Here is a 20,604-nt window from a genome sequence, read left to right on the forward strand (position 1 = left end):
GCGCCGCGCCATTAAATTCGGGTTCATGCGGTGCAGTGCGGCGCGACGGACCCGCGCCGTTGCGGCACAGAGACCGCCGAAGGGGGGCAGCGTGGCACGCCTGCTGTTGATCGAGGACGATTCCGACACGGCCGCCGACGTCCTCGCCGATTTGCGCGGGCGCGGGCACGAGGTCGCCTGGGCCGAGACCGGGCCGGCCGGCGCGCGGGCGGCGGGGGAGGGCGGCTGGGGGGCGATCATCCTCGACAGGATGCTGCCCGGCCTCGAAGGCCTGCGCCTGCTGCAGGACCTGCGGCAATCCGGTGATCGGACGCCCGCCCTAGTGCTGAGCGCGCTCGGCGACGTCGACGAGCGCATCCGGGGTCTGCGGGCGGGCGGCGACGACTACCTGACGAAGCCCTTCGCCCTCGGGGAACTCGCGGCGCGGATCGAGGCGCTGCTGCGCCGCCCGGTGGAAACGCCGGAGACGGTGCTGCGCGTTGGGAGCCTGGAACTCGACCTGATGGCCGGGCAGGGCCGGCGCGGCGGTCGTGACCTCGACCTCTTGCCCCGCGAACACAAGCTCCTGGCCTACCTGATGCGGCGGCCGGGGCAAGTCGTGACCCGGGCGATGCTGTTCGAGGAAGTCTGGAGCTACCGCTTCACCCCGAAATCCAACCTCATCGACGTCCATGTCGGCCGGCTGCGGCGCAAGCTCGAAGCCGGGGGCGAGGCGCCGATGATCGCCAGCGTGCGGGGCATCGGCTTCACCCTGCAGGCCGATGACTGACCTTGTCCGCTCCACCGCTTTCCGCCTCGCCTGCGGCATCGCCCTGTGGTCGGTGCTGTTCGCCCTCGCGATCTTCGCCTTCGTCTACTGGCAGACGGCGGGCCTCCTGCGCGAGGAACTGGCCGAGACCCTTCGCCTCGAAATCCGCGCCGTGACGAGCGATCCGACCGGGGCCGCCCGGCGGGTCGATACGTGGATCGCCATGGATCCCCATGCTCGCCACTATGCCGGGCTGTTCGGGCCGGGCGATACCCGCCAGGCAGGCAACCTCGACAGCCTACCCGCCAGCCTGCCCCCGGACGGCGATGCCTACCGCGTGGCGGCCAAGGTCGAGCTGGGGCAGCGGACGATCCGCGACGAGATGTGGGCGGCCTCCCTCGCCCTGCCGGATGGCAGCGTCGCGGTGATCGGGCACGATTCCGACGAACTCGACCGGGTGCGGGACATGTCGGTGCGGGCGCTGGGCCTCGGCCTCGTCCCGACGCTGGTGCTGTCCATGGCGGGGGGCCTGCTCCTCGCGGGCCGGGCACGGCGGCGCCTCGCGGCGACGGAGGCGGCCCTCGACCGGGTGATGCGCGGCGACCTGCGCCAGCGCCTGCCGGTGGACGGACGGGGCGACGAGTTCGACCGGCTCGCGGGCAACGTGAACCGGATGCTCGACAAGATCGAGCACCTGATGGGCGAGATCCGCAGCGTCGGCGATGCCGTCGCCCACGACCTGCGCACGCCGCTGACACGGCTGCGCGCCCGGCTGGAGCGCAGCCGCGATCACGCCGCCACGGTGGCCGAGTTCCGCGAGGCCGTGGGGCAGGGCCTCGCCTGGATCGACCAGACCCTCGCCATGGTGACGGCGGTGCTGCGCATCGGCGAGATGGAGGACGAGCGCCGCCGCGCCGCCTTCGGCACGCTGGACCTCAAGGATTTGGCGGAGGAGGCGGTGGACCTGTTCGAGCCCCTGGCGGAGGAGCGCGGCATCCGCCTCCAAGCGCGGATCGCCCCGGTGCCGGCGATCCATGCCGACCGGGACCTTTGCGCGGAGGCCCTGTCGAACCTCATCGACAACGCCCTGAAGTTCACGCCGGAGGGCGGCACCGTACTGGTCGTCGTCGCCCGGCGGGACGGGATGTGCCTGCTCGCCGTCGAGGATACCGGGCCGGGCATCCCGGCCGCCGAGCGGGAGCGCGTGTTCGGCCGCTTCTACCGGGCGGAGGCGGCCCGCGCGACGCCCGGCAACGGGCTCGGCCTCGGGCTGGTGGCGGCCATCGCCAAGCTGCACGGCGCGACGGTCGCGGTGACGGAGGCGCCGGAGGGGGGCTGCCGGATCGCGTTAGCGTTCCCGGAGGCGGGCGTCATGCCCGCGTGAGCCGCATCACGCCTTCGCCGCGACGGTGCCCCACCGTCGTGACGGCGATGTCGACCGCGCGGCCTTCCGCGATCAGCGCCGCCGCGAGGGCCGCGCCGAACGGGGCGACGACTTCGAGCCCATGGCCGATCAGGTCGCCGAGGGGATGGATCCGCGCCTCGGGCGCGAGGCGGCGGAGGGTTTCGGCCTCCTCCGCCGTGATCGGCGCGACGCCGGTGGCGCCGGAGATCACCGCATCGGGGGCGGCGGTCACGGCCTCGCCCCAGCGCGCGGCCAGGGACTCCGCGACGGCGCCGGGCTCGCGGTGGCAGCGGCCGCTCGCCACCGGGCCGAGGCGCGCGAGGGCCCGGGCGCCCCGCGCCTGCGCGTGCTCGGCCGATTCCAGCATCAGGAACGCGGCGCAGCTCGCCAGGATGAAGCCGCCCGGTGCCGCGCGGTCGCGAACCGGCGCGTAATCGCCCTGCTTGGCGAAGCCGCCCATGGCGTGGACGAGGAGCGCGTCCGGCCGCTCGGCGCTGTAGGAGCCGCCGACCAGCATCGCCTCGTTCTGGCCGGAGGCAATCCGCGCCTGGGCGATGCGCAGGGCATCGACGCCCGCCGCCTCCTCGCCCATGAAGGTGCGCGAGGCGCCGGTCACGCCGTGGACGATGGCGATGTTGCCCGCGAGCAGGTTCGAGAGCTGCGCCAGGAAGAGGGTCGGCCGCAGGTCGTTCTGCAGGCGCTCGTTGAGGAAGGCCCCCGGATCGGCCGCGTCGCGCAGGCCGGTGAGGATCGCGCCGTCGGCCGCGTAGTCGCGCTCACCGCCGCCCGCCGCCACCACGAGGTGCAGCGCCTGCTTGAAGGCGGCATCCTCCTTCACCCCGGCCGCGTCGAGGGCGAGGCCGGCGGCGTAGACGCCGAGGCGTTGCCACGCCTCCATCTGACGTTGGTCGCTCTTCTTCGGGATCTGCCGGTCCCAGGCGATGGCGGGGGCCGGGTGAACGGGGTAGGGCGCGAAGCTGTCCGCGTCGGTGCGCGGCGGGGTGCCGGCCGCAAGCGCCGCGAGATGCGCCGCCTCGCCTTCACCCGCGCAGGAGACGAGGCCGATACCGGTGACGACGACCGGACGCGTCATGTTGAGGCTCCGTCGCCGATCCCCGCGAGGTGGAGGAGGCCGCTGGTCCTAGCGCGCTCGCGCATCGGCGCGTCGAGACCTTCCGGGAAGGGCATGGTGCGGAAGCGAAGCTCCGCGTCGCAGATCGACTTGCCCTCGTGGCGGATCGCCGCCTCGGTGACGGCGTAGCCCGATCCGTCGTGTTCGAGCTTCGCGGTCACGGTCAGCACCGCGCCGGGGCCGACGAAGCTGCGGAACCGCGCCTTGTCGACGCCCGTCAGGAACGGCATCCGCTCGAAGCCGAGATGGGCGAGGATGAGATAGCCCGAGGCCTGGGCCATGGTCTCGGTGAGGAGCACGCCCGGCACCAGGGGGTGGCCGGGGAAATGCCCCTCGAAGACCGGGCTCGCGTCCGGCACCTTCGCCACGGCCTCGATGGTGCCGGCGGTACGGTCGAGCCGCACCACGGCATCGATCATCTCGAAATATTCAAGACGCATGGCGAGCTGGGCGCATCGGGTCGCGGGGCCGTCAGACCTTGGCGGCCTTCTCGGCGACCAGGGCGTCGATCCGGGCGCAGAGGTTCTTCAGCACGAAATACTGCTCGGCCGGGACCTTGCCCTCGTTGACCTCCTGCGTCCACCGCTCCAGCGGCAGCTTGATGCCGAAGGCCTTGTCCACCGCGAAGGCGATGTCGAGGAAGGCGAGGCTGTCGATGCCGAGGTCGTCGATGGCGTGGCTCTCGGGAGTGATCTTGTCCCGCTCGATGTCGGCCGTCTCGGCAATGATGTCGGCCACGCGCTGGAAGGTCGCGCTGCCGGTGGCGGGATCGTCGGACATGTCTTCTCGTGGGCTCTGAACTGGTTTCCGGTTCGGCGGCGGGAGCCCCCTCGCGCCGGGTGCCCGGCGTCCTATCCCTCGCTGCCATGAGGCGCGGGCGGCGGGCCCGGAATCCCGAACCCTCCGCTCGGCGCCGACGGATCGGCGGACCTCTACACGAGGGGGTCGGGTGCGGCAACCGCAACACGACGCGGGGCCGTTTGCCGGCATCGCGCGTTCACGACCCGGTCAGCCGAGCGCCCTCGCGGTGGCGGAGGCGCGGGGAAGACCTATCTGCGGCAGGCCACTGCCACGCTCGGCCGCGCCCGAATCAGCCCGACAACCCGAATCGGAGAAGGCGGATGAAACCGTCGCCCCCCTCGACCCTCGACCCGACCTTCGCCGCGCCCGTACCCCCCGCCCGCGCGCTTGCGGAGGCGCGGCCGGGCCATCCCGCCATGCCTCCGGCCGAGCGCGCCCCCTCGCAGGGCGCGGCGCGGGTGATCCTCGTCCTCGCGCTGGGCGCCCTCGGGATCTACATCCTGCGGGAGTTCCTGCCCGCGCTCGCCTGGGCCGTGGTGCTCGCCATCGCCCTCGGGCCGCTCTACGCCAAGATCGAGCGGCGTTTCCCACCCGGCCGGCACAACATCGTCCTGCCGAGCCTCGCGGTGCTGGCCGTGGCCCTCGTGTTCCTGGTGCCCCTCGTCGTCCTCGGCGTGCAGGCGGCGCGGGAGGCCCACGACGTCGCCGAGTTCGTCCGGAAGGCCGAGGAGAGCGGCATTCCCGCGCCCGAGTTCCTCAACCGGCTGCCCTACGGCGCGGCCCAGGCGACGGCGTGGTGGAACGACAACCTCGGCCATGCCCAGGCGGGGTCGGAGATCCTGCACCGTTTCGACAACGGCAAGGTCCTGGGCGCGGGCCGCAACATCGGCCGCGAGGTGGTTCACCGGGTGGTGCTGTTCGGCTTCAGCCTCGTGGCGCTGTTCTTCCTGTTCCGCGACCGCGATACGGTCGCGCGGCAGGCGCTCAGGGCCTGCGACCGCCTGTTCGGCCCGCGCGGCGAGCGGGTCGGGCGCCAGATGGTCGCCTCGGTCCACGGGACCGTGGACGGCCTCGTCCTCGTCGGCCTGGGCGAGGGCGTGATCCTCGGCATCGTCTACTACTTCGCGGGCGTGCCGCACCCGGTGCTCCTCGGCGCCTTCACGGCGGTGGCGGCGATGATCCCCTTCGGCGCGGCCTTGGCCATCGCCATCGCGGCGTTGCTTCTCCTGTCGGCGGGGGCGGTCAAGGCGGCGATCATCGTCGCCGTGGCGGGCCTCGTCGTGACCTTCGCGGCCGACCACTTCATCCGGCCCGCGCTGATCGGCGGCACCACCAAGCTGCCCTTTCTCTGGGTGCTCCTCGGCATCCTCGGCGGCGTGGAATCCTTCGGCCTGCTCGGCCTGTTCCTCGGGCCGGCGGTGATGGCGGCGCTCGTCCTGCTGTGGCGGGAATTCACCGAAGGCCGGGACGTGAAGGCCTGATGGGGAAGGGCGCCCACGCAACCGTGCGGCGATCCCGACCTTGCCAGCCCCCTGAAGCCGGCCCACACTCTCGGGCTCTGCGGATCTCTGTCCGCGGAGCCTCAGGGAGACGGACACCGGCATGATCCAGGCCGCCAGCCAGGGCACGAGCCCCGCCACCAGCCTCGATGACGGCATCGTCGCCACCGCCGAGAGCTGCCTTGCGGCGGTCGGACAGGCTCGCGAGGCGATCCACGGGGTCATCTTCGGGCAGGAGAAGGTCGTGGACCTCGCCCTGGTCACGATCCTCGCGGGCGGCCACGGCCTCCTCGTCGGCCTCCCAGGTCTGGCCAAGACCAAGCTGGTGGAGACGCTGGGCACGGTGCTCGGCCTTGATGCCCGCCGGGTGCAGTTCACCCCGGACCTGATGCCCTCCGACATCCTCGGCACCGAGATCCTGGAGGAGGACGCCGAGCGCCGCCGCGCCTTCCGCTTCGTGAAGGGCCCGGTGTTCACGCAATTGTTGATGGCGGACGAGATCAACCGCGCCAGCCCGCGCACCCAGTCCGCCCTGCTCCAAGCGATGCAGGAGGGGCACGTCTCGGTGGCCGGCGAGCGGCACGACCTGCCCCGTCCGTTCCACGTGCTCGCCACCCAAAACCCCATCGAGCAGGAGGGCACCTACCCCCTGCCGGAGGCGCAGCTCGACCGCTTCCTCCTCGAGATCGACGTCGGCTACCCCGACCGGGCGGCCGAGCGGCGCATCCTCATCGAGACGACCGGCGCCGACGAGGTCCGCCCCACGTCGGTGATGACCACCGACCAGTTGATGACCGCCCAGCGCCTCGTGCGCCGTCTGCCCGTGGGTGAGGCGGTAGTGGAGGCGATCCTCGATCTCGTCCGCTCGGCGCGCCCCCATGGCGGCGACGCGCTGGTGAAGGACAAGCTCCTCTGGGGGCCCGGCCCCCGCGCCAGCCAGGCGCTAACTCTCGCCGCCCGCGCCCGCGCGCTGATCGAGGGCCGCGTCGCGCCCTCCGTCGCCGACGTGAAGGCGCTGGCCGAGCCGGTTCTGAAGCACCGCATGGCGCTCAACTACGCCGCCCGCGCCGACGGCGAGACCATCGAGGGTCTGATCGCCAAGCTCGCGGAGAAGCTCTGACCTTGGTCGCGACACAGGCCCTCGCCGCGCAGACGCGCCATCCGGGGCGCCGCGAGACGGAGGGCGCGGCGGCGCTGGCCGCGACGATGCCCCACCTCGTGCTGGAGGCGCGGCGGGTGTCGAGCCTGCTCGCCCACGGTCTGCACGGGCGGCGCCGGGCCGGGCCGGGCGAGAGCTTCTGGCAGTTCCGCCCCTTCGTGACCGGCGAGGCCGCCGCCCGCGTCGATTGGCGCCGCTCGGCCCGCGACGACCGGCTCTACGTCCGCGAGCGGGAATGGGAAGCGGCCCACAACATCTGGTTCTGGATCGACCGCTCGGCCTCCATGGCCTTCTCCTCGGACCTCGCGAGCGCGTCCAAGGTGGAGCGCGCGCTCGTCCTCGGCCTCGCGCTCGCGGATGCCTTCGTGGATGGCGGCGAGCGGGTCGGGCTGCTCGGCCTGACGCGGGCGCGGGCTTCGCGGGGCATCGTGGAGCATCTGGCCCAGGCCCTGGTCGCCGACACGGCGGGGCTCGACCGCGACCTCCCGCCGGCCGCCCAGCCCGCGCGCTTCGACGAGGTGGTGCTGATCGGTGATTTCCTCACCCCGCCGGAGCGGATCGCGGAATCCATCGGCGGCCTCTCGGCGGCGGGGAGCCGGGGCCATCTGCTCATGGTGGTCGATCCCATCGAGGAGACCTTCCCCTTCACGGGGCAGGCGGTGCTGCACGACCTCGAAGGCGGACCCTCCCTCGCCATCGGCGATGCCGGCTCCTGGGGCGAGCGCTACCGGGCGCGGATCACCGCCCACCGGGAGCGGTTGCAGGAGATCGTGCGCGGGGCGGGCTGGACGCTGACGCTCCACCGCACCGACCGTCCCGCGAGCGAGGCGGCCTTGCGCCTCGCGACCCTCGTCATCGCCCGCGGCGGCTGAGGCGACCATGTTCGGCTTGACCTTCGCCGCGCCCCTGGCGCTCGCCGCCCTGATCGGCCTGCCGGCCCTGTGGATCCTCCTGCGGGTGACGCCGCCGCGTCCCCGTCGGATCGACTTCCCGCCTCTGAAGCTCGTGGCGGACCTGATCCCGCAGCGCCAGACCCCCGCGCGGACACCGCCCTGGCTGCTGATCCTGCGCCTGCTCCTGGCCGCCGCGCTCATCCTGGCGGTGGCCGGTCCCGTCTGGAGCCCCGGCGGCATCGGCGCGGGCGGGGGCAAGAAGCCCCTCCTCGTGCTCCTCGACAACGGCTTCGCATCCGCGCACGATTGGCGCGATCGGATGCGGGTCGCCACCGATACCGTCGAGGGCGCCGCCCGCGACGGGCGCGCGGTGGCGCTCGTCGGCCTCGCGGAGCCCGTCGCCGCCGTCGAGGCGAAGTCCCCCGCCGCCACCCTGGAGCGGCTGCGTGCCCTCGCGCCGAGGCCCTACCTGCCGACCCGCGACGCGCATCTGCAGGGCATCGGCGCCTTCCTCGACAAGAACCAGGGCGCCGGCCTCGTCTGGATCACGGACGGGGTCGCGGGCAGCCCCGACGAGCGCTTCGCCAAGGGCCTGAACGACCTCGCGACCGGCGCCGGGGCGGCGCTCAGCGTGCTTAAGGCCGACAGGCCGCCGGCCCTGGCGCTCACCGTCTCGGAATCCGGCGGGCGGCTCACCGCCCATGTGCTCCGCGCGGCCGGCAACGGCCGGGATGCCGGGGTGATCCGGGCGCTGGACCAGAAGGGCCTGCCGCTCGCCGAGCGCGACTTCACCTTCGCGGGCGATGCCCTGAGCGCGGATGCCGTCTTCGACATGCCCACCGAATTGCGCAACGGCATCAGCCGGATCGAGGTGGCGAACGAGCACTCGGCCGGGGCGGTCTCGCTCATGGACGAGCGCGGCAAGCGGCGCCGGGTCGGCCTCGTGTTCGGCGGCACCCTCGACCAGTCGCAGCCGCTGCTGGCGCCGCTCTACTACCTCTCCCGCGCCCTCGAACCCTTCGCGGACGTGCAGCAGGCGCGCGGCGCGGCGAGCCTTGCGGACTCGATCAACCAGCTCCTCGACAACCAGGTCTCGGTGCTGGTGCTGGCCGATGTCGGCGCCCTGGACGACAAGACGGCGGGGCGCATCGACAAGTTCGTGGACGAGGGCGGGCTGCTCCTGCGCTTCGCCGGGGCGCGCCTCGCCGCCGGTCACGACACCCTGGTGCCGGTGCGCCTGCGCCGGGGCGGCCGCAACCTCGGCGGCGCCCTGTCCTGGGACGCGCCGAAGACCATGGCGCCGTTCCCGCCGGAGAGCCCCTTCGCCGGCCTGACCCCGCCGGCCGATATCGGCGTGCGCCGCCAGATCCTCGCGGAACCCGATGGCGACCTGCCGGGCAAGACCTGGGCGTCGTTGCAGGACGGCACGCCCATCGTCACCGCGCAAAAGCGCGGGCAGGGGCGGATCGTGCTGTTCCACGTCACCGCCGACACGACCTGGTCGAACCTACCGCTCTCCGGCCTGTTCATCGACATGCTGCGGCGGGTGGTGGCGCTGGCGGGTGCCGGCCCGGCCTCGGCCGAGGCGGGCGCCAACCGCGCGAAGGTCGCCGTGCTGGCGCCCCGCGTCACCCTCGACGGGTTCGGCGCGCTCGGCTCGGCACCGGCCTCCGCCACCGCCGTCCCGGCCGATTACGCCGACCGGGCGAGCCAGGAGCATCCGCCGGGCTTCTACGGCCCACCGGACGGAGGGATCAGCGTGAACGCCCTCAAGCCCGACGACCGGCTCGCGCCGGTCGACTACGCGCCCCTCAACGGGGCCGCCCTCGGCTCCCTGGCCGGGGCCTCCACCGTGGACCTAAGGCCAAGCCTGTTCACGGCGGGCCTGCTGCTCCTCGTCCTCGATACGCTGGCCGGGCTGTGGCTCGGAGGCTTCCTCGGACGCCTCAGGGCCCTGCGCGCCCGCCCCGCCGCACTCATCTTTGCGGCCCTGGTGGCATCGAGTGTGCCGGTGCGGGGCGTGCGCGCCGAGGAGCCCCCGGCCAACCGGCCGAACGGCATCGAATCGGCCCTCATCACCCGGCTGGCCTACATCATCACGGGGGACGCCGCCGTGGACGAGGCGAGCCGCGCCGGGCTCTCCGGCCTGACGCAGATGCTCGCCGCCCGCACCGCCCTGGAACCGGGCGAGCCGGCGGGGCTCGATCCGGCGAAGGACGAACTCGCCTTCTACCCGCTGATCTACTGGCCCATCGCGCCGAACCGGCCGCAGCCCTCGGAGGCCGCGATCCGGAAGATCGACGCCTTCATGCGCAACGGCGGCACGGTGCTGTTCGACACCCGCGACGCCCTCACCGCCCGGCCGGGCAGCCCCCCGAGCCCGGAGGCGACCTACCTGCGCAAGATGCTGGCGACGCTGGAAGTGCCCGAACTGGAGCCGGTGCCGGCCGATCACGTGCTGACCAAGGCCTTCTACCTCGTAGACAGCTTTCCCGGCCGCTACGCCACCGGCCAGACCTGGGTCGAGGCCCTGCCGCCGGCCCCTGAGGGTGGCGAGCGCCGCCCGGCGCGGGCGGGCGACGGGGTGAGCCCGATCATCATCACGAGCAACGACCTCGCCACCGCCTGGGCCATCGGCCGACGGGGCGAACCGCTCTATCCCATCACCGGCGGCGACCAGCGCCAGCGGGAGATGGCGTTCCGGGGCGGCGTCAACATCGTGATCTACACCCTGACCGGCAACTACAAGGCCGATCAGGTCCATGTGCCCGCGCTTCTGGAGCGTCTGGGGCAGTGAGGGAAAAGGCCCCGCCATGCTGAGCCTCAGCTTCACGCCGCTCCTGCCGTGGCCGGTCCTCGCCGTCCTGGGCGTCGTCGCGCTGGCGATGGCGGTGCTGGCCGTCCTGGCGCGGGGCCGCACGGCGCTGCTGCGCGCCCTCGTCCTCGCTCTGGTCCTGGCGGCGCTCGCCAACCCCGCCCTCGTCCACGAGGACCGGGAGCCGGTGAAGGACATCGCCGCCGTGGTGATCGACCGCTCCGGCTCGCAGGGGCTGGGCGACCGGCCGCAGGTGACGGATCAGGTCCGCGCCGAGTTGCAGCGCCGCTTCGGCTCGCTGACGAATATCGAGCCGCGCTTCATCGACGTGCCCGATGCCGGCGAGGGCGACGACGGCACCAAGCTCTTCGCCGCCCTGGGTCAGGCGCTGGCCGACGTGCCGCCCGAGCGGCTGGCCGGCGTCGTGATGGTGACGGATGGCGTCGTCCACGACATCCCGCCGAACCTCGCCCAGCTCGGCATCAAGGCGCCCCTGCACGTCCTCGTCACCGGCCATGCCGACGAGCGCGACCGGCAGATCAAGCTGATCGAGGCCCCCCGCTTCGGCATCGTCGGCAAGGACCTGACGATCCGCGCCGAGGTGATGGAGCGCGGCGGCACCGGCCACGCGGTGGTCGTCACCCGCCGCGACGGCGAGGAGATCGACCGGCGCGACGTGCCCACCGGCCGCCCCTTCGACCTCTCCACCCGGATCGAGCATGGCGGCCAGAACGTCGTCGAGATCGAGGTCGAGCCGCTTCCCAACGAGCTGACGACGGTCAACAACCGCGCGGTCCTGCCCATCGAGGGCATCCGCGAGAAGCTGCGCGTGCTCCTCGTCTCCGGCGAGCCTCACCAGGGCGAGCGGACGTGGCGCAACCTCCTGAAGTCCGACGCCAACGTCGACCTCGTGCATTTCACCATCCTGCGCCCGCCGGAGAAGCAGGACGGCACGCCGATCTCCGAACTGTCGCTCATCGCCTTCCCGACGCGCGAATTGTTCGTCCAGAAGATCAAGGATTTCGACCTCATCATCTTCGACCGCTACGCCAACCAGAGCGTGCTGCCGCAGGCCTATTTCGACAACATCGTCCGGTATGTCCGCGAGGGCGGGGCGCTGTTGATCGCCGCCGGGCCGGAATATGCCGGCGCGGCGAGCCTCGCCCGCACCCGGCTCGCGGGCATCCTGCCGGGCGATCCCGACGGGCGGGTGGTCGAGCGGCCCTACAAGGCGACCCCGACCCAGACCGGCAAGCGCCACCCCGTCACCCGCGACCTGCCCGGCTCCGACGCCTCGCCCCCCGCTTGGGGCGACTGGCTGCGGATCGTCCAGGCGCGGCTGCGGCCCGGCATCGAGCCGATCCTGTCGGGCGCCGACAACCTGCCGCTGCTCGCCCTCTCGCGGGAGGACAAGGGCCGCGTCGCGCTGCTCCTGTCCGACCATGCCTGGCTGTGGGCGCGGGGCTATCAGGACGGCGGTCCCTATCTCGACCTGCTCCGGCGCCTCGCCCATTGGCTGATGAAGGAGCCCGCCCTCGAGGAGGAGGCCCTACGCGCGCAGACGACCGGCCACGGCCGCGAGGTCCGCGTCGAGCGCCAGACCATGGCCGACACCGCCGAGCCGGTGACGGTCACTGGGCCGACCGGCAAGGTCACGACGCTCACCCTCAAGCCCTCCGAGCCCGGCCTGTTCACCGCGACCTTCGACGCGCAGAGCCTGGGGCTGCATACCCTGCGCTCGGGCAACCTCGTCGCCTTCGTGAGCGTCGGCCCGGCCAACCCGCGCGAACTCGCCGACGTGTTCAGCGACACCGAGCGCCTGCGGGCCGTCTCCGAGGGCTCGGGCGGCTCCGTGCGCCGCCTGTCCGACGCGTCGGGGGCGTTGCAGGTGCCGCGGCTCCAGAGCCTGCGCGGCGGACGCCTGTCGGGCGGCGACTGGATCGGCTTCCGGCCGAGCGACAGCGCCAACATCCGGGGCGTCGAGGTCTATCCCCTGGCGCTGGGGCTCGCCGCCCTCGCGGCGCTCGCCGCCGCCGTGCTGGCGATGTGGCTGGTCGAGGGGCGCCGGGGCCAGGGCCGCGCCTGACGCGCACCCGCCCCGACGAATTTCCCTTTGGCCAAGGTTGCTTACGAATGGAAACGTCCGTATCAGAATCAGTAGTATAGGGGATCGTCACGTTTCCAATTGAGTAACTATCACTGCTCTAGGTGATAGGCGCCTGAGGGGCACGAGGCCGGTCTCCGTCGCTTTGTCTGCTTCTGAACTGAGGGGTTTGCTGCTCGTGGCCACCGAGGTGGATAACGATTGCCGCGAGTCGTTCGAAGACCTGCGCTCCGCCCTCGACGCCTCCGGCGTGGTCGGAACCTGGGACTGGGACATCGTGCGCCGCACCGCCCGGTACGACCGGGGCGCCGCCAACCTGCTCGCCCTCGATCCTGACCTCGCCGGCCAGCCGTTGCAGGGCGAGGCGGGGATGGTCGGCATCCATCCCGACGACCGTGAATGGCTGGTCCAGGCGCTCTGGCGGGCGCTGGCCAACGGCCGGCTGTTCCTCGCCGAGTACCGCGTCGTCACGGCCGATCGCGGCATCCGCTGGATCCTCAGCCGGGGCCGCATCTACCAAGACGATGTCGGCCGTCCCGTCCGGTCCAAGGGCATCATCATCGACATCACCGAGACCCGCGAGGAGGGCAACGGCTTCTTCACGGAGACCGATGCGCAGGGCCGGCATGCCCTCGACCGGGCGGCGGCCTCGCTCCTCGACGCGCGCAAGGCCATCGACGAACTCGGTGACGACGCGGACAACCACCTGCGCGTGATCCTCGACCTCGCCCTGTTCGAGGTCGGAACGCACCTCGCCCGCCGCGCCCGACACTGACTCTGCCCACCCGGCGCCGTGACGCACGGGGCGCCCGCGCACTCGACGCGACCCGGGCGCCGTCCTAAGACCCCCGGAGGGTCGGGGGCCGGAATGCCCCGCGACCGCGAGGACCGGAGGCAGCCCAAGCGTGACGCAGCCCGTGACCCGCCGCCTGTTCAATGGCACCCTTCTGGGCACCCTCCTGGCGGCCAATACGGTCGGCCGGGCCGGCGCGCAGCCCACGCCGCCCGATGCGAACGGGCAATGGACCCACGCGATGACGCTGATGGGCCAGCCGAAATACGGGCCCGACTTCACGCATTTCGACTACGCCGACCCCAACGCCCCCAAGGGCGGCCTCGTGCGGCTCGGCTCCCAGGGCGGGTTCGACAATTTCAACATCGTCGTCTCGGGCCTGAAGGGCGACCTCGAGGGCGGCGTCCAGCAGATCTACGATACGCTGATGACCGAATCCTCGGACGAGCCCTTCACCTCCTACGGGCTCCTCGCCGAGGCGGTGCGCATTCCCCCCGATCTCGGCTCCGTCACCTATCGCCTGCGCGAAGGCGCCAAGTGGCACGACGGCAAGCCGATCACCCCCGAGGACGTGGTCTGGTCCTTCGGCGTGCTGAAGGCGAACTCGCCCTTCTACGCCGCCTACTACCAGACCGTGGACAAGGCCGAGGCGACCGGCCCGCGCGAGGTGACGTTCACCTTCACCGAGAAGGGCAACCGCGAGTTGCCGCAGGTGATCGGCCAATTGCGGGTGCTGCCCAAGCACTGGTGGGAGGGCAAGGACGCGCAGGGCCGCCAGCGCAGCCCCACCGAGACGAGCCTGGAGATCCCGCTCGGCTCCGGCCCCTACCGGCTGGAGAAGTTCGAGCCCGGCCGCACCGCGACCTATGTCCGCGTCGCCGATTACTGGGGCAAGGATCTGCCGGTGAATGCCGGCCGCAACAATTTCGGCACCGTCCGCTACGAGTATTTTCGCGACGGCACCGTGCTGGTCGAGGCGCTGAAGGGCGACCTCTACGATTTCCGCGTCGAGAACATCGCCCGCAACTGGGCGACCGCCTACGACGACTTCCCCGCCGTGAAGGACGGGCGCCTCATCAAGGAAGCCTTCCCCGACCGGGGCACGGGTATCATGCAGGCGTTCGTGTTCAACACGCGCAAGGACAAGTTCAAGGACCCGCGCGTGCGCCGGGCGTTCAACCTCGCCCTGAACTACGAGGAGATGAACAAGTCGCTGTTCTACGGCCTCTACAAGCGCATCAACTCGTACTTCTTCGGCTCGGAACTCGCCTCCTCCGGCCTGCCCGAGGGGCGTGAGAAGGAGATTTTGGAGGGCCTGAAGGACAAGGTCCCGGCCTCGATCTTCACCACGCCCTACACCAACCCCGTCAACGACAGCCCCGAGGCGGTGCGAGCCAACCTGCGCGAGGCGGTGCGCCTCCTGCGCGAGGCCGGCTACGAGCTGAAGGGCGGCCAGATGGTCGACAAGGCGGGCACGCCGCTGACCGTCGAGTTCCTGGAGTTCCAGAACACCTTCGAGCGGGTGATCCTGCCCTTCTCGGCGCAGCTGAAGCTCATCGGCATCGGCGCCACCCTGCGGGTCATCGATCAGGCGCAGTACCAGAACCGCATCCGCAACTTCGATTTCGACATCACCACCACCGGTTGGGGCGAATCGCTCTCGCCGGGCAACGAGCAGCGCGAATATTGGGGCTCCAAGGCCGCCGACACGCCCGGCTCGCGCAACCTGATCGGCATCAAGGATCCGGCCATCGACGCCCTGATCGAGAAGGTGATTTTCGCCCCCGACCGGGAGGGCGTCATCGCCGCCACCCGCGCCCTCGACCGGGTGCTGCTGGCCCACGATTACGTCGTACCGCAATGGGCGTCCGACCGGCAGCGGACCCTGCGCTGGAACCGCTTCAGCCATCCGCCGGTCCTGCCGCTCTATGCGAATTCCGGCTTCCCCACGACGTGGTGGTACGACGAAACCCTGGCCGCCAAGACGGGGGCGCCCCGTTGAGGGCGACGCGGCGCGGCCTCGTCCTCGGCGGGCTGGCCGCCGCCCTGCCGCTCCCCCGGCCGGCCTGGGCCGCCGACGAAGAGCGGCACGGGCTGTCGAGCTTCGGCGACCTGAAATACCCGAAGGACTTCCGCACCTTCGATTACGTGAACCCCATGGCGCCCAAGGGGGGGCGGTTCTCGGGGCAGATCTCCGGCACGGTGGGCAACCAGTCGCTCGGCACCTTCGACACGCTGAACATCTACGTGCTGCGCGGCTCCGGCGCCGCCGGCCTCGAGTTCACCTTCGACAGTCTGATGACCCGGGCGCTGGATGAGCCGGACGCGATCTACGGCCTCCTCGCCCGCTCCGTGAGCGTCAGCCAGGACGGGCTGACCTACACGTTCGAACTACGGCCCCAGGCCCGCTTCCACGATGGCTCCCGGCTGACCGCGCAGGACGTGGCGTTCAGCCTGAAGATCCTGCGGGACAAGGGCCATCCCGAGATCGCGGAGACGATCCGCGACATGACCGACGCCCGCGCCGAGGGCGAGGGGCGCCTCGTCGTCACCTTCGCGCCGGGCCGCGCCCGCGACCTGCCGCTGATCGTGGCGCAATTGCCGGTGTTCTCCGCCGCCTATTATGCCCAGCGCGACTTCGAGGCCTCGACCCTCGACGCGCCGCTCGGCTCCGGTGCCTACCGCGTGGCGGCGGTCGATCCCGGCCGCTCCATCGGCCTGGAGCGCGTGACCGACTATTGGGCCGCCGACCTGCCGGTGAATGTCGGGCGGCACAACTTCGACAGCCTGCGCTACGAGTATTTTCGCGATCGCACGGTGGCCTTCGAGGCGTTCAAGAGCGGCGCCTTCACCTTCCGCGAGGAGTTCACCGCGCGGGTCTGGGCGACAGGCTACGATTTCCCCGCCGTGGCCGAGGGCCGGGTGGTGCGCGAACGCGTGCCGGACGCGCGACCCAGCGGCACCCAGGGCTGGTGGATCAACGAGCGACGGGCGAAGTTCAAGGACCCGCGGGTGCGCGAGGCCATCGGCCTGTGCTTCGATTTCGAATGGGCCAACCGCAACCTGATGTACGGGGCCTATACCCGCACGGCCTCGTTCTTCGAGAACTCGGACCTCAAGGCCACGGGCGCGCCGTCGCCCGAGGAACTGACGCTTCTCGAACCCCATCGCGAAAAGCTGCCCGCCGAAGTGTTCGGCGAACCCTGGCTGCCGCCGGTCTCGGACGGATCGGGCCAGGACCGGGCGCTCCTGAAGCGCGCCGACGCCCTGCTGCGGGAGGCGGGCTGCACCCGCACCGGCAGCGAGATGCGCCTGCCCGGCGGCGAGCCGCTGACCCTCGAATTCCTGGACGACGACCCGGTCTTCCAGCCGGTGACGCAGCCCTACATCCGCAACCTCGGCCTCGTCGGCATCCGCGCGTCGAGCCGCATGGTCGATCCGTCGCAATATCAGGCGCGGCTGAAGGATTTCGATTTCGACCTCACCGCCCGGCGCTATTCCGGTGGCGTCACCCCCGGGGCGGAACTGCGCGACCTCTACGGCTCCCGCGCCGCTGCGACGCCCGGCTCCAACAACATGGCCGGCATCGCGGATCCCGTCGTCGATGCGCTGCTCTCGGCCATCGCCGGGGCGGAATCCCGCGCCGCGCTGACCACGGCCTGTCGCGCCCTCGACCGGGTGTTGCGCGCCGGGCGCCACTGGGTGCCGATGTGGTACGGCGACCAGCACCGCCTCGCCCTCTGGGACGTGTTCGGACGCCCGGCCACCCCGCCGAAATACGATCTCGGCGCCCCCGCGACCTGGTGGTCCGACGCCGACAAGGCCCGGCGGATCGGGCGGGAATGACCTGATGCTGAGCTACATCCTGCGCCGGATCGGCCTGATGATCCCGACCCTGTTCGGCATCATGCTGATCACCTTCGCGATCGTGCAATTCGCCCCCGGCGGCCCGGTGGAGCAGGTGCTCTCGAAGATGCAGGGCCAGAACGAGGGCGCGCTCTCCCGCGTCACCGGCGGCAACGGCGACCTCGGCGGCGGATCGCGCGGCGGCGGCAGCGGCGGGGGCGCTGCCAACTCCCGCTATCGCGGCGCGCAGGGCCTCAGCCCGGAATTCATCGCCAAGCTCGAAAAGCAGTTCGGTTTCGACAAGCCGGCGCCCGAGCGCTTCGCGATGATGATGTGGAACTACATCCGCTTCGATTTCGGCCGCAGCTATTTTCGCGATGTCAGCGTCATCCAGCTCATCCGCGAGCGGCTGCCGGTCTCGATCTCGCTCGGCCTGTGGATGACGCTCCTGTCCTACGCGATCTCGATCCCGCTCGGCATCCGCAAGGCGGTGAAGGACGGGGAGCGGTTCGACCGCTGGACCTCGGCGGTGGTGATCGTCGGCTACGCGGTGCCGGGCTTCATGTTCGGGCTGATGCTCATCATCCTGTTCGCGGGCGGCTCGTTCTACCAGTGGTTCCCGCTGCGCGGCCTCACCAGCGAGGGCTGGGACAGCTTCACCCCCTGGCACAAGGTCACGGATTACGCGTGGCACATGGCGCTGCCCCTCACCGCCCTGGTGATCGGCGCCTTCGCCACCTCGACCCTCCTCACCAAGAACTCGTTCCTCGACGAGATCCGCAAGCAATACGTCCTCACCGCGCGGATGAAGGGCCTGTCCGAGCGCGGGGTGCTCTACGGGCATGTCTTCCGCAACGCGATGCTCATCGTCATCGCCGGCTTCCCCGGAGCCTTCATCTCGGCCTTCTTCACGGGGTCGCTGCTGATCGAGACGATCTTCTCCCTCGACGGGCTGGGCGAACTCTCGTTCCGGGCCATCGTCGGGCGGGATTACCCGGTGGTCTTCGCCACGCTCTACATCTTCTCGCTGATCGGGCTTGCCGTGAACCTGCTCTCGGACCTGATCTACGTCTGGATCGATCCGCGCATCGATTTTTCGGCCCGCGCCACCTGAATCAAAGCACGGCCGCCTCCGGCTCCGGCGTGGGGATGCCGAGGAGGCGGGCGACCTCTTTGCTCTCCGGGCCCCCGAGCAGGTCCGCGAGGGTGTAGCCGTCGAGGACGGCGAGGAACGCGCCGAGCGCCTCGCCCAAGGCGTGCTTCAGCCGGCATGGCGCGGTGATGAGGCAGGCGCCCGAGGCGAAGCATTCCACGAGGGCGAGGTCGTCCTCCGTCTGGCGCACCACCTGCCCGATCACGATCCGCTCCGGCGCCATGCCGAGGCGCAGGCCGCCGCCGCGCCCGCGGATCGTGCGGATCAGCCCCAGGCGGCCGAGCTGGTGCACCACCTTGGTGAGGTGGTTCTCGGAGATGCCGTAGGCGCGGGCGATCTCGCCGATGGAGCTTTGGCCCGGCTCCCGCAGCCCCACGTAGATCAGCGTCCGCAGGCTGTAATCCGTATAGCGGGTCAGGCGCATCTCGATCCCCTCGCGGCTCGACTTATCATCACTCGCGAGCCGGTGCCCCTGGATTCGGAGCTTGGCTCGCGACGCTGGTTTGCCGCCGCGCCCGCACACTGTTACGCGGCTCAGGTTTCCGCGGAGCCGCCCGAGCCGTGACCTCACTCTCCCTCGTCGTCCGCCCCGAGCGGCCGGAGGACGATGCCGCCATCGCCCGCCTGGAAGCCCGCGCCTTCGGGCCCGGCCGCTTCGCGCGCACGGCCTATCGCCTGCGCGAGGGCAACCCGTACCGGCGCGATCTCGGCGTCACCGCTTCGGTCGGCAGCTTCCTCGTCGGTTCGGTGCGGATGAGCCCGGTGCGGGCAGGGGAGGCGGGTGTCCTGATGCTCGGGCCGCTCGCCGTCGATCCGAGCTTCGAGGGGCGGGGCATCGGCTCGGCCCTCACCCGCGCCGCCATCGAGGCCGCCCGCGAGACGGGGGAGGGGCTGGTGATCCTCGTGGGCGACGCCCCCTATTACGCCCGGTTCGGCTTTACGCCCGTGCCGCCGGGGCGCCTGACCATGCCGGGTCCGGTCGATCCGGCGCGGCTGCTCTGGCTCGAACTCCGCGAGGGGTTCGCCGCCGGCCTGTCCGGGGCGATCCTGCCGGCGCAGGGCTGAGGCTCACGCCCGCCGGAGCGACAGCCCCGCGATCAGCCCGGCGGCGAGGAGCGTCAGCGCGACCGGGGCCGCCGAGGTGGCGGGCCACGCCGTCGCGGCGGCGGTGAACAGGGCTCCGAAGGTCATCTGTGTGAAGCCGTAGAGGCTCGACGCCGAGCCCGCCGCGTGCGGATCGACGTTCATCAGCCCGGCCACGGCGTTGGGGCTCAGGAGGCCGACCCCGACCGCGTAGGCGAAGAGCGGGACGATCAGCGTCTCGATCGTCAGGACGCCCGACCGGTCCACGGCGAGCAGGGCCAGCGCCGAGCCGATGCAGATCAGGTTGCCGCTCCGCGCGCCCTGCCGGATCGAGACGCGCCGGGCGATCCGGCTGGCGATCACCGCCCCCGCGACCATGCCGAACACCACGAGCAGGCAATCGAACCCCACCTCCTCCGGCGAGCGCTCGAGGCGGTTGACTAGCAGGAACGGCGCCACCGCCAGGAAGGCGTAGAGGCTCGTGCCCGCGCAGCCCCCGGCGACGAGATAGGCGCGGGAGACGGGCATCCGCACGAGGCGGAGATAGGCGGCGAGCACCGCCGCGAGGCCCGGCAGCGCTACTTTCTGCCGGTTGGTCTCCGGCAGGGTCAGCACCACCATCGCCCCGAGGATGGCGACGAGGGCGGCAAGGACCACGAACACCGACCGCCACCCGAAGGCGTGGCTCACCACGCCGCCGATGGCCGGAGCCAGGGCGGGGGTGAGGGTCATGGCGGTGACGAGGATGGCGAGCTTGCGCGCCGCGTCCTCGCGGGTCGAGACGTCGCGCACCATCGCCCGGCCGATGACGAGGCAAGAGCAGGCACCGAGCGACTGCATCATCCGCGCGACCAGCAGCACGGCGAGATTGGGCGCGGGAATCGCCAGCAGCAGGCCGGCGAGATAGAGGGCGAGCCCACCGATCAACACCGGCCGGCGGCCGTAGCGGTCCGAGAGCGGGCCGTAGACCAGTTGCCCGCCCGCGAGACCGATCAGGTAGACCGTGATCGTCGATTGGATCCCGGCCGCGTCCGTATGTAGGTCGAACGCGGCGGCGGCGAGCGCCGGCACGAAGATGTGCAGCGCCACCGTGCCCGTCATCGTCACGGCCACGAGGAGCGCCAGGGACGCCTGGCGCGGGGCGGGCCGTTCGGGAGGCTCGTCCGGCAACGG

General features: G+C 71.6%; 17 protein-coding genes. 12 read left to right on the forward strand and 5 right to left on the reverse strand.

All coding sequences use genetic code 11. The features are described from left to right. Positions 1-91 precede the first annotated feature (91 nt). Positions 92-769: a response regulator transcription factor gene (locus AAHF99_RS19080; RefSeq protein ID WP_342166064.1), complete on the forward strand. Its 678-nt coding sequence runs from the start codon at positions 92-94 to the stop codon at positions 767-769. After that, positions 762-2,132: an ATP-binding protein gene (locus tag AAHF99_RS19085; protein ID WP_342166065.1), complete on the forward strand. Its 1,371-nt coding sequence runs from the start codon at positions 762-764 to the stop codon at positions 2,130-2,132. Before AAHF99_RS19080 ends, AAHF99_RS19085 begins: the two co-directional genes overlap by 8 nt. Here the strand turns inward: AAHF99_RS19085 and AAHF99_RS19090 are convergent. The 3 genes from AAHF99_RS19090 to AAHF99_RS19100 are packed head-to-tail and all read right to left on the reverse strand — an operon-like array spanning position 2,119 to position 4,065. Further along, positions 2,119-3,246 (reverse strand): beta-ketoacyl-ACP synthase, encoded by a 1,128-nt coding sequence (locus AAHF99_RS19090; protein ID WP_342166066.1) that lies wholly within the window; start codon positions 3,244-3,246, stop codon positions 2,119-2,121. The two genes, AAHF99_RS19085 and AAHF99_RS19090, sit on opposite strands and share 14 nt — an antisense overlap. Next, complete coding sequence (locus AAHF99_RS19095; protein WP_342166067.1) at positions 3,243-3,725, reverse strand: 3-hydroxyacyl-ACP dehydratase FabZ family protein; 483 nt, start codon at positions 3,723-3,725, stop codon at positions 3,243-3,245. The genes AAHF99_RS19090 and AAHF99_RS19095 overlap by 4 nt, the downstream gene beginning before the upstream one ends. A 31-nt stretch (positions 3,726-3,756) precedes the next feature. Further along, positions 3,757-4,065 (reverse strand): acyl carrier protein, encoded by a 309-nt coding sequence (locus tag AAHF99_RS19100; protein ID WP_243953692.1) that lies wholly within the window; start codon positions 4,063-4,065, stop codon positions 3,757-3,759. Between the two features lie 437 nt (positions 4,066-4,502). Here AAHF99_RS19100 and AAHF99_RS19105 point away from each other — a divergent pair, with 437 nt between their 5' ends. The 9 genes from AAHF99_RS19105 (at position 4,503) to AAHF99_RS19145 (ending at position 18,309) form a co-directional block, all read left to right on the forward strand. Next, the gene (locus AAHF99_RS19105) at positions 4,503-5,567 is read left to right on the forward strand and encodes an AI-2E family transporter (protein WP_342166147.1); all 1,065 of its coding nucleotides are present in this window, start codon (positions 4,503-4,505) and stop codon (positions 5,565-5,567) included. A gap of 121 nt (positions 5,568-5,688) precedes the next feature. Beyond that, on the forward strand, positions 5,689-6,705 hold the full coding sequence (locus tag AAHF99_RS19110) for an AAA family ATPase (protein ID WP_243953694.1): 1,017 nt from the start codon (positions 5,689-5,691) through the stop codon (positions 6,703-6,705). Between the two features lie 2 nt (positions 6,706-6,707). Continuing rightward, on the forward strand, positions 6,708-7,616 hold the full coding sequence (locus AAHF99_RS19115; protein WP_342166068.1) for a DUF58 domain-containing protein: 909 nt from the start codon (positions 6,708-6,710) through the stop codon (positions 7,614-7,616). 7 nt (positions 7,617-7,623) lie between these two features. Further along, on the forward strand, positions 7,624-10,434 hold the full coding sequence (locus tag AAHF99_RS19120) for a DUF4159 domain-containing protein (RefSeq protein ID WP_342166069.1): 2,811 nt from the start codon (positions 7,624-7,626) through the stop codon (positions 10,432-10,434). Between the two features lie 16 nt (positions 10,435-10,450). Beyond that, positions 10,451-12,538 carry a hypothetical protein gene (locus AAHF99_RS19125; protein WP_342166070.1) on the forward strand — a complete coding sequence of 696 codons (2,088 nt, stop codon included), beginning with the start codon at positions 10,451-10,453 and terminating at the stop codon, positions 12,536-12,538. 196 nt (positions 12,539-12,734) lie between these two features. Beyond that, positions 12,735-13,331: a PAS domain-containing protein gene (locus AAHF99_RS19130; protein WP_243953791.1), complete on the forward strand. Its 597-nt coding sequence runs from the start codon at positions 12,735-12,737 to the stop codon at positions 13,329-13,331. Positions 13,332-13,515: 184 nt separating this feature from the next. Next, entirely contained in the window at positions 13,516-15,351 is a 1,836-nt protein-coding gene (locus AAHF99_RS19135; protein WP_342166148.1) for an extracellular solute-binding protein, read from the forward strand. Continuing rightward, positions 15,348-17,195, forward strand: coding sequence for an extracellular solute-binding protein (locus AAHF99_RS19140; RefSeq protein ID WP_412759917.1), 1,848 nt, complete (start codon positions 15,348-15,350; stop codon positions 17,193-17,195). Before AAHF99_RS19135 ends, AAHF99_RS19140 begins: the two co-directional genes overlap by 4 nt. A 4-nt stretch (positions 17,196-17,199) precedes the next feature. Continuing rightward, on the forward strand, positions 17,200-18,309 hold the full coding sequence (locus AAHF99_RS19145) for a microcin C ABC transporter permease YejB (protein ID WP_342166071.1): 1,110 nt from the start codon (positions 17,200-17,202) through the stop codon (positions 18,307-18,309). A 1-nt stretch (position 18,310) separates the two neighbouring features. Here the strand turns inward: AAHF99_RS19145 and AAHF99_RS19150 are convergent, their stop codons facing one another. Continuing rightward, on the reverse strand, positions 18,311-18,772 hold the full coding sequence (locus AAHF99_RS19150) for an Rrf2 family transcriptional regulator (RefSeq protein WP_342166072.1): 462 nt from the start codon (positions 18,770-18,772) through the stop codon (positions 18,311-18,313). A gap of 137 nt (positions 18,773-18,909) precedes the next feature. On the opposite strand from AAHF99_RS19150, the gene AAHF99_RS19155 reads away from it, so the two are divergent. Beyond that, the gene (locus tag AAHF99_RS19155; protein WP_342166073.1) at positions 18,910-19,413 is read left to right on the forward strand and encodes a GNAT family N-acetyltransferase; all 504 of its coding nucleotides are present in this window, start codon (positions 18,910-18,912) and stop codon (positions 19,411-19,413) included. Between the two features lie 3 nt (positions 19,414-19,416). Here AAHF99_RS19155 and AAHF99_RS19160 read toward each other — a convergent pair whose 3' ends face one another. Then, entirely contained in the window at positions 19,417-20,601 is a 1,185-nt protein-coding gene (locus AAHF99_RS19160) for a multidrug effflux MFS transporter (protein ID WP_342166074.1), read from the reverse strand. Positions 20,602-20,604: the final 3 nt, after the last annotated feature.

This window comes from Methylobacterium litchii (genome assembly GCF_038442315.1).
Taxonomy (GTDB): Bacteria; Pseudomonadota; Alphaproteobacteria; order Rhizobiales; family Beijerinckiaceae; genus Methylobacterium; species Methylobacterium litchii.

Excerpts from the sequence above, each read along its gene's own strand:
- AAHF99_RS19150 (WP_342166072.1), bottom strand. The coding sequence starts at position 18,772 with ATGCGCCTGACCCGCTATACGGATTACAGCCTGCGGACGCTGATCTAC.
- AAHF99_RS19110 (WP_243953694.1), top strand. The coding sequence starts at position 5,689 with ATGATCCAGGCCGCCAGCCAGGGCACGAGCCCCGCCACCAGCCTCGAT.
- AAHF99_RS19125 (WP_342166070.1), top strand. The coding sequence starts at position 10,451 with ATGCTGAGCCTCAGCTTCACGCCGCTCCTGCCGTGGCCGGTCCTCGCC.
- AAHF99_RS19085 (WP_342166065.1), top strand. The coding sequence starts at position 762 with ATGACTGACCTTGTCCGCTCCACCGCTTTCCGCCTCGCCTGCGGCATC.
- AAHF99_RS19120 (WP_342166069.1), top strand. The coding sequence starts at position 7,624 with ATGTTCGGCTTGACCTTCGCCGCGCCCCTGGCGCTCGCCGCCCTGATC.
- AAHF99_RS19100 (WP_243953692.1), bottom strand. The coding sequence starts at position 4,065 with ATGTCCGACGATCCCGCCACCGGCAGCGCGACCTTCCAGCGCGTGGCC.
- AAHF99_RS19145 (WP_342166071.1), top strand. The coding sequence starts at position 17,200 with ATGCTGAGCTACATCCTGCGCCGGATCGGCCTGATGATCCCGACCCTG.
- AAHF99_RS19090 (WP_342166066.1), bottom strand. The coding sequence starts at position 3,246 with ATGACGCGTCCGGTCGTCGTCACCGGTATCGGCCTCGTCTCCTGCGCG.
- AAHF99_RS19105 (WP_342166147.1), top strand. The coding sequence starts at position 4,503 with ATGCCTCCGGCCGAGCGCGCCCCCTCGCAGGGCGCGGCGCGGGTGATC.
- AAHF99_RS19095 (WP_342166067.1), bottom strand. The coding sequence starts at position 3,725 with ATGCGTCTTGAATATTTCGAGATGATCGATGCCGTGGTGCGGCTCGAC.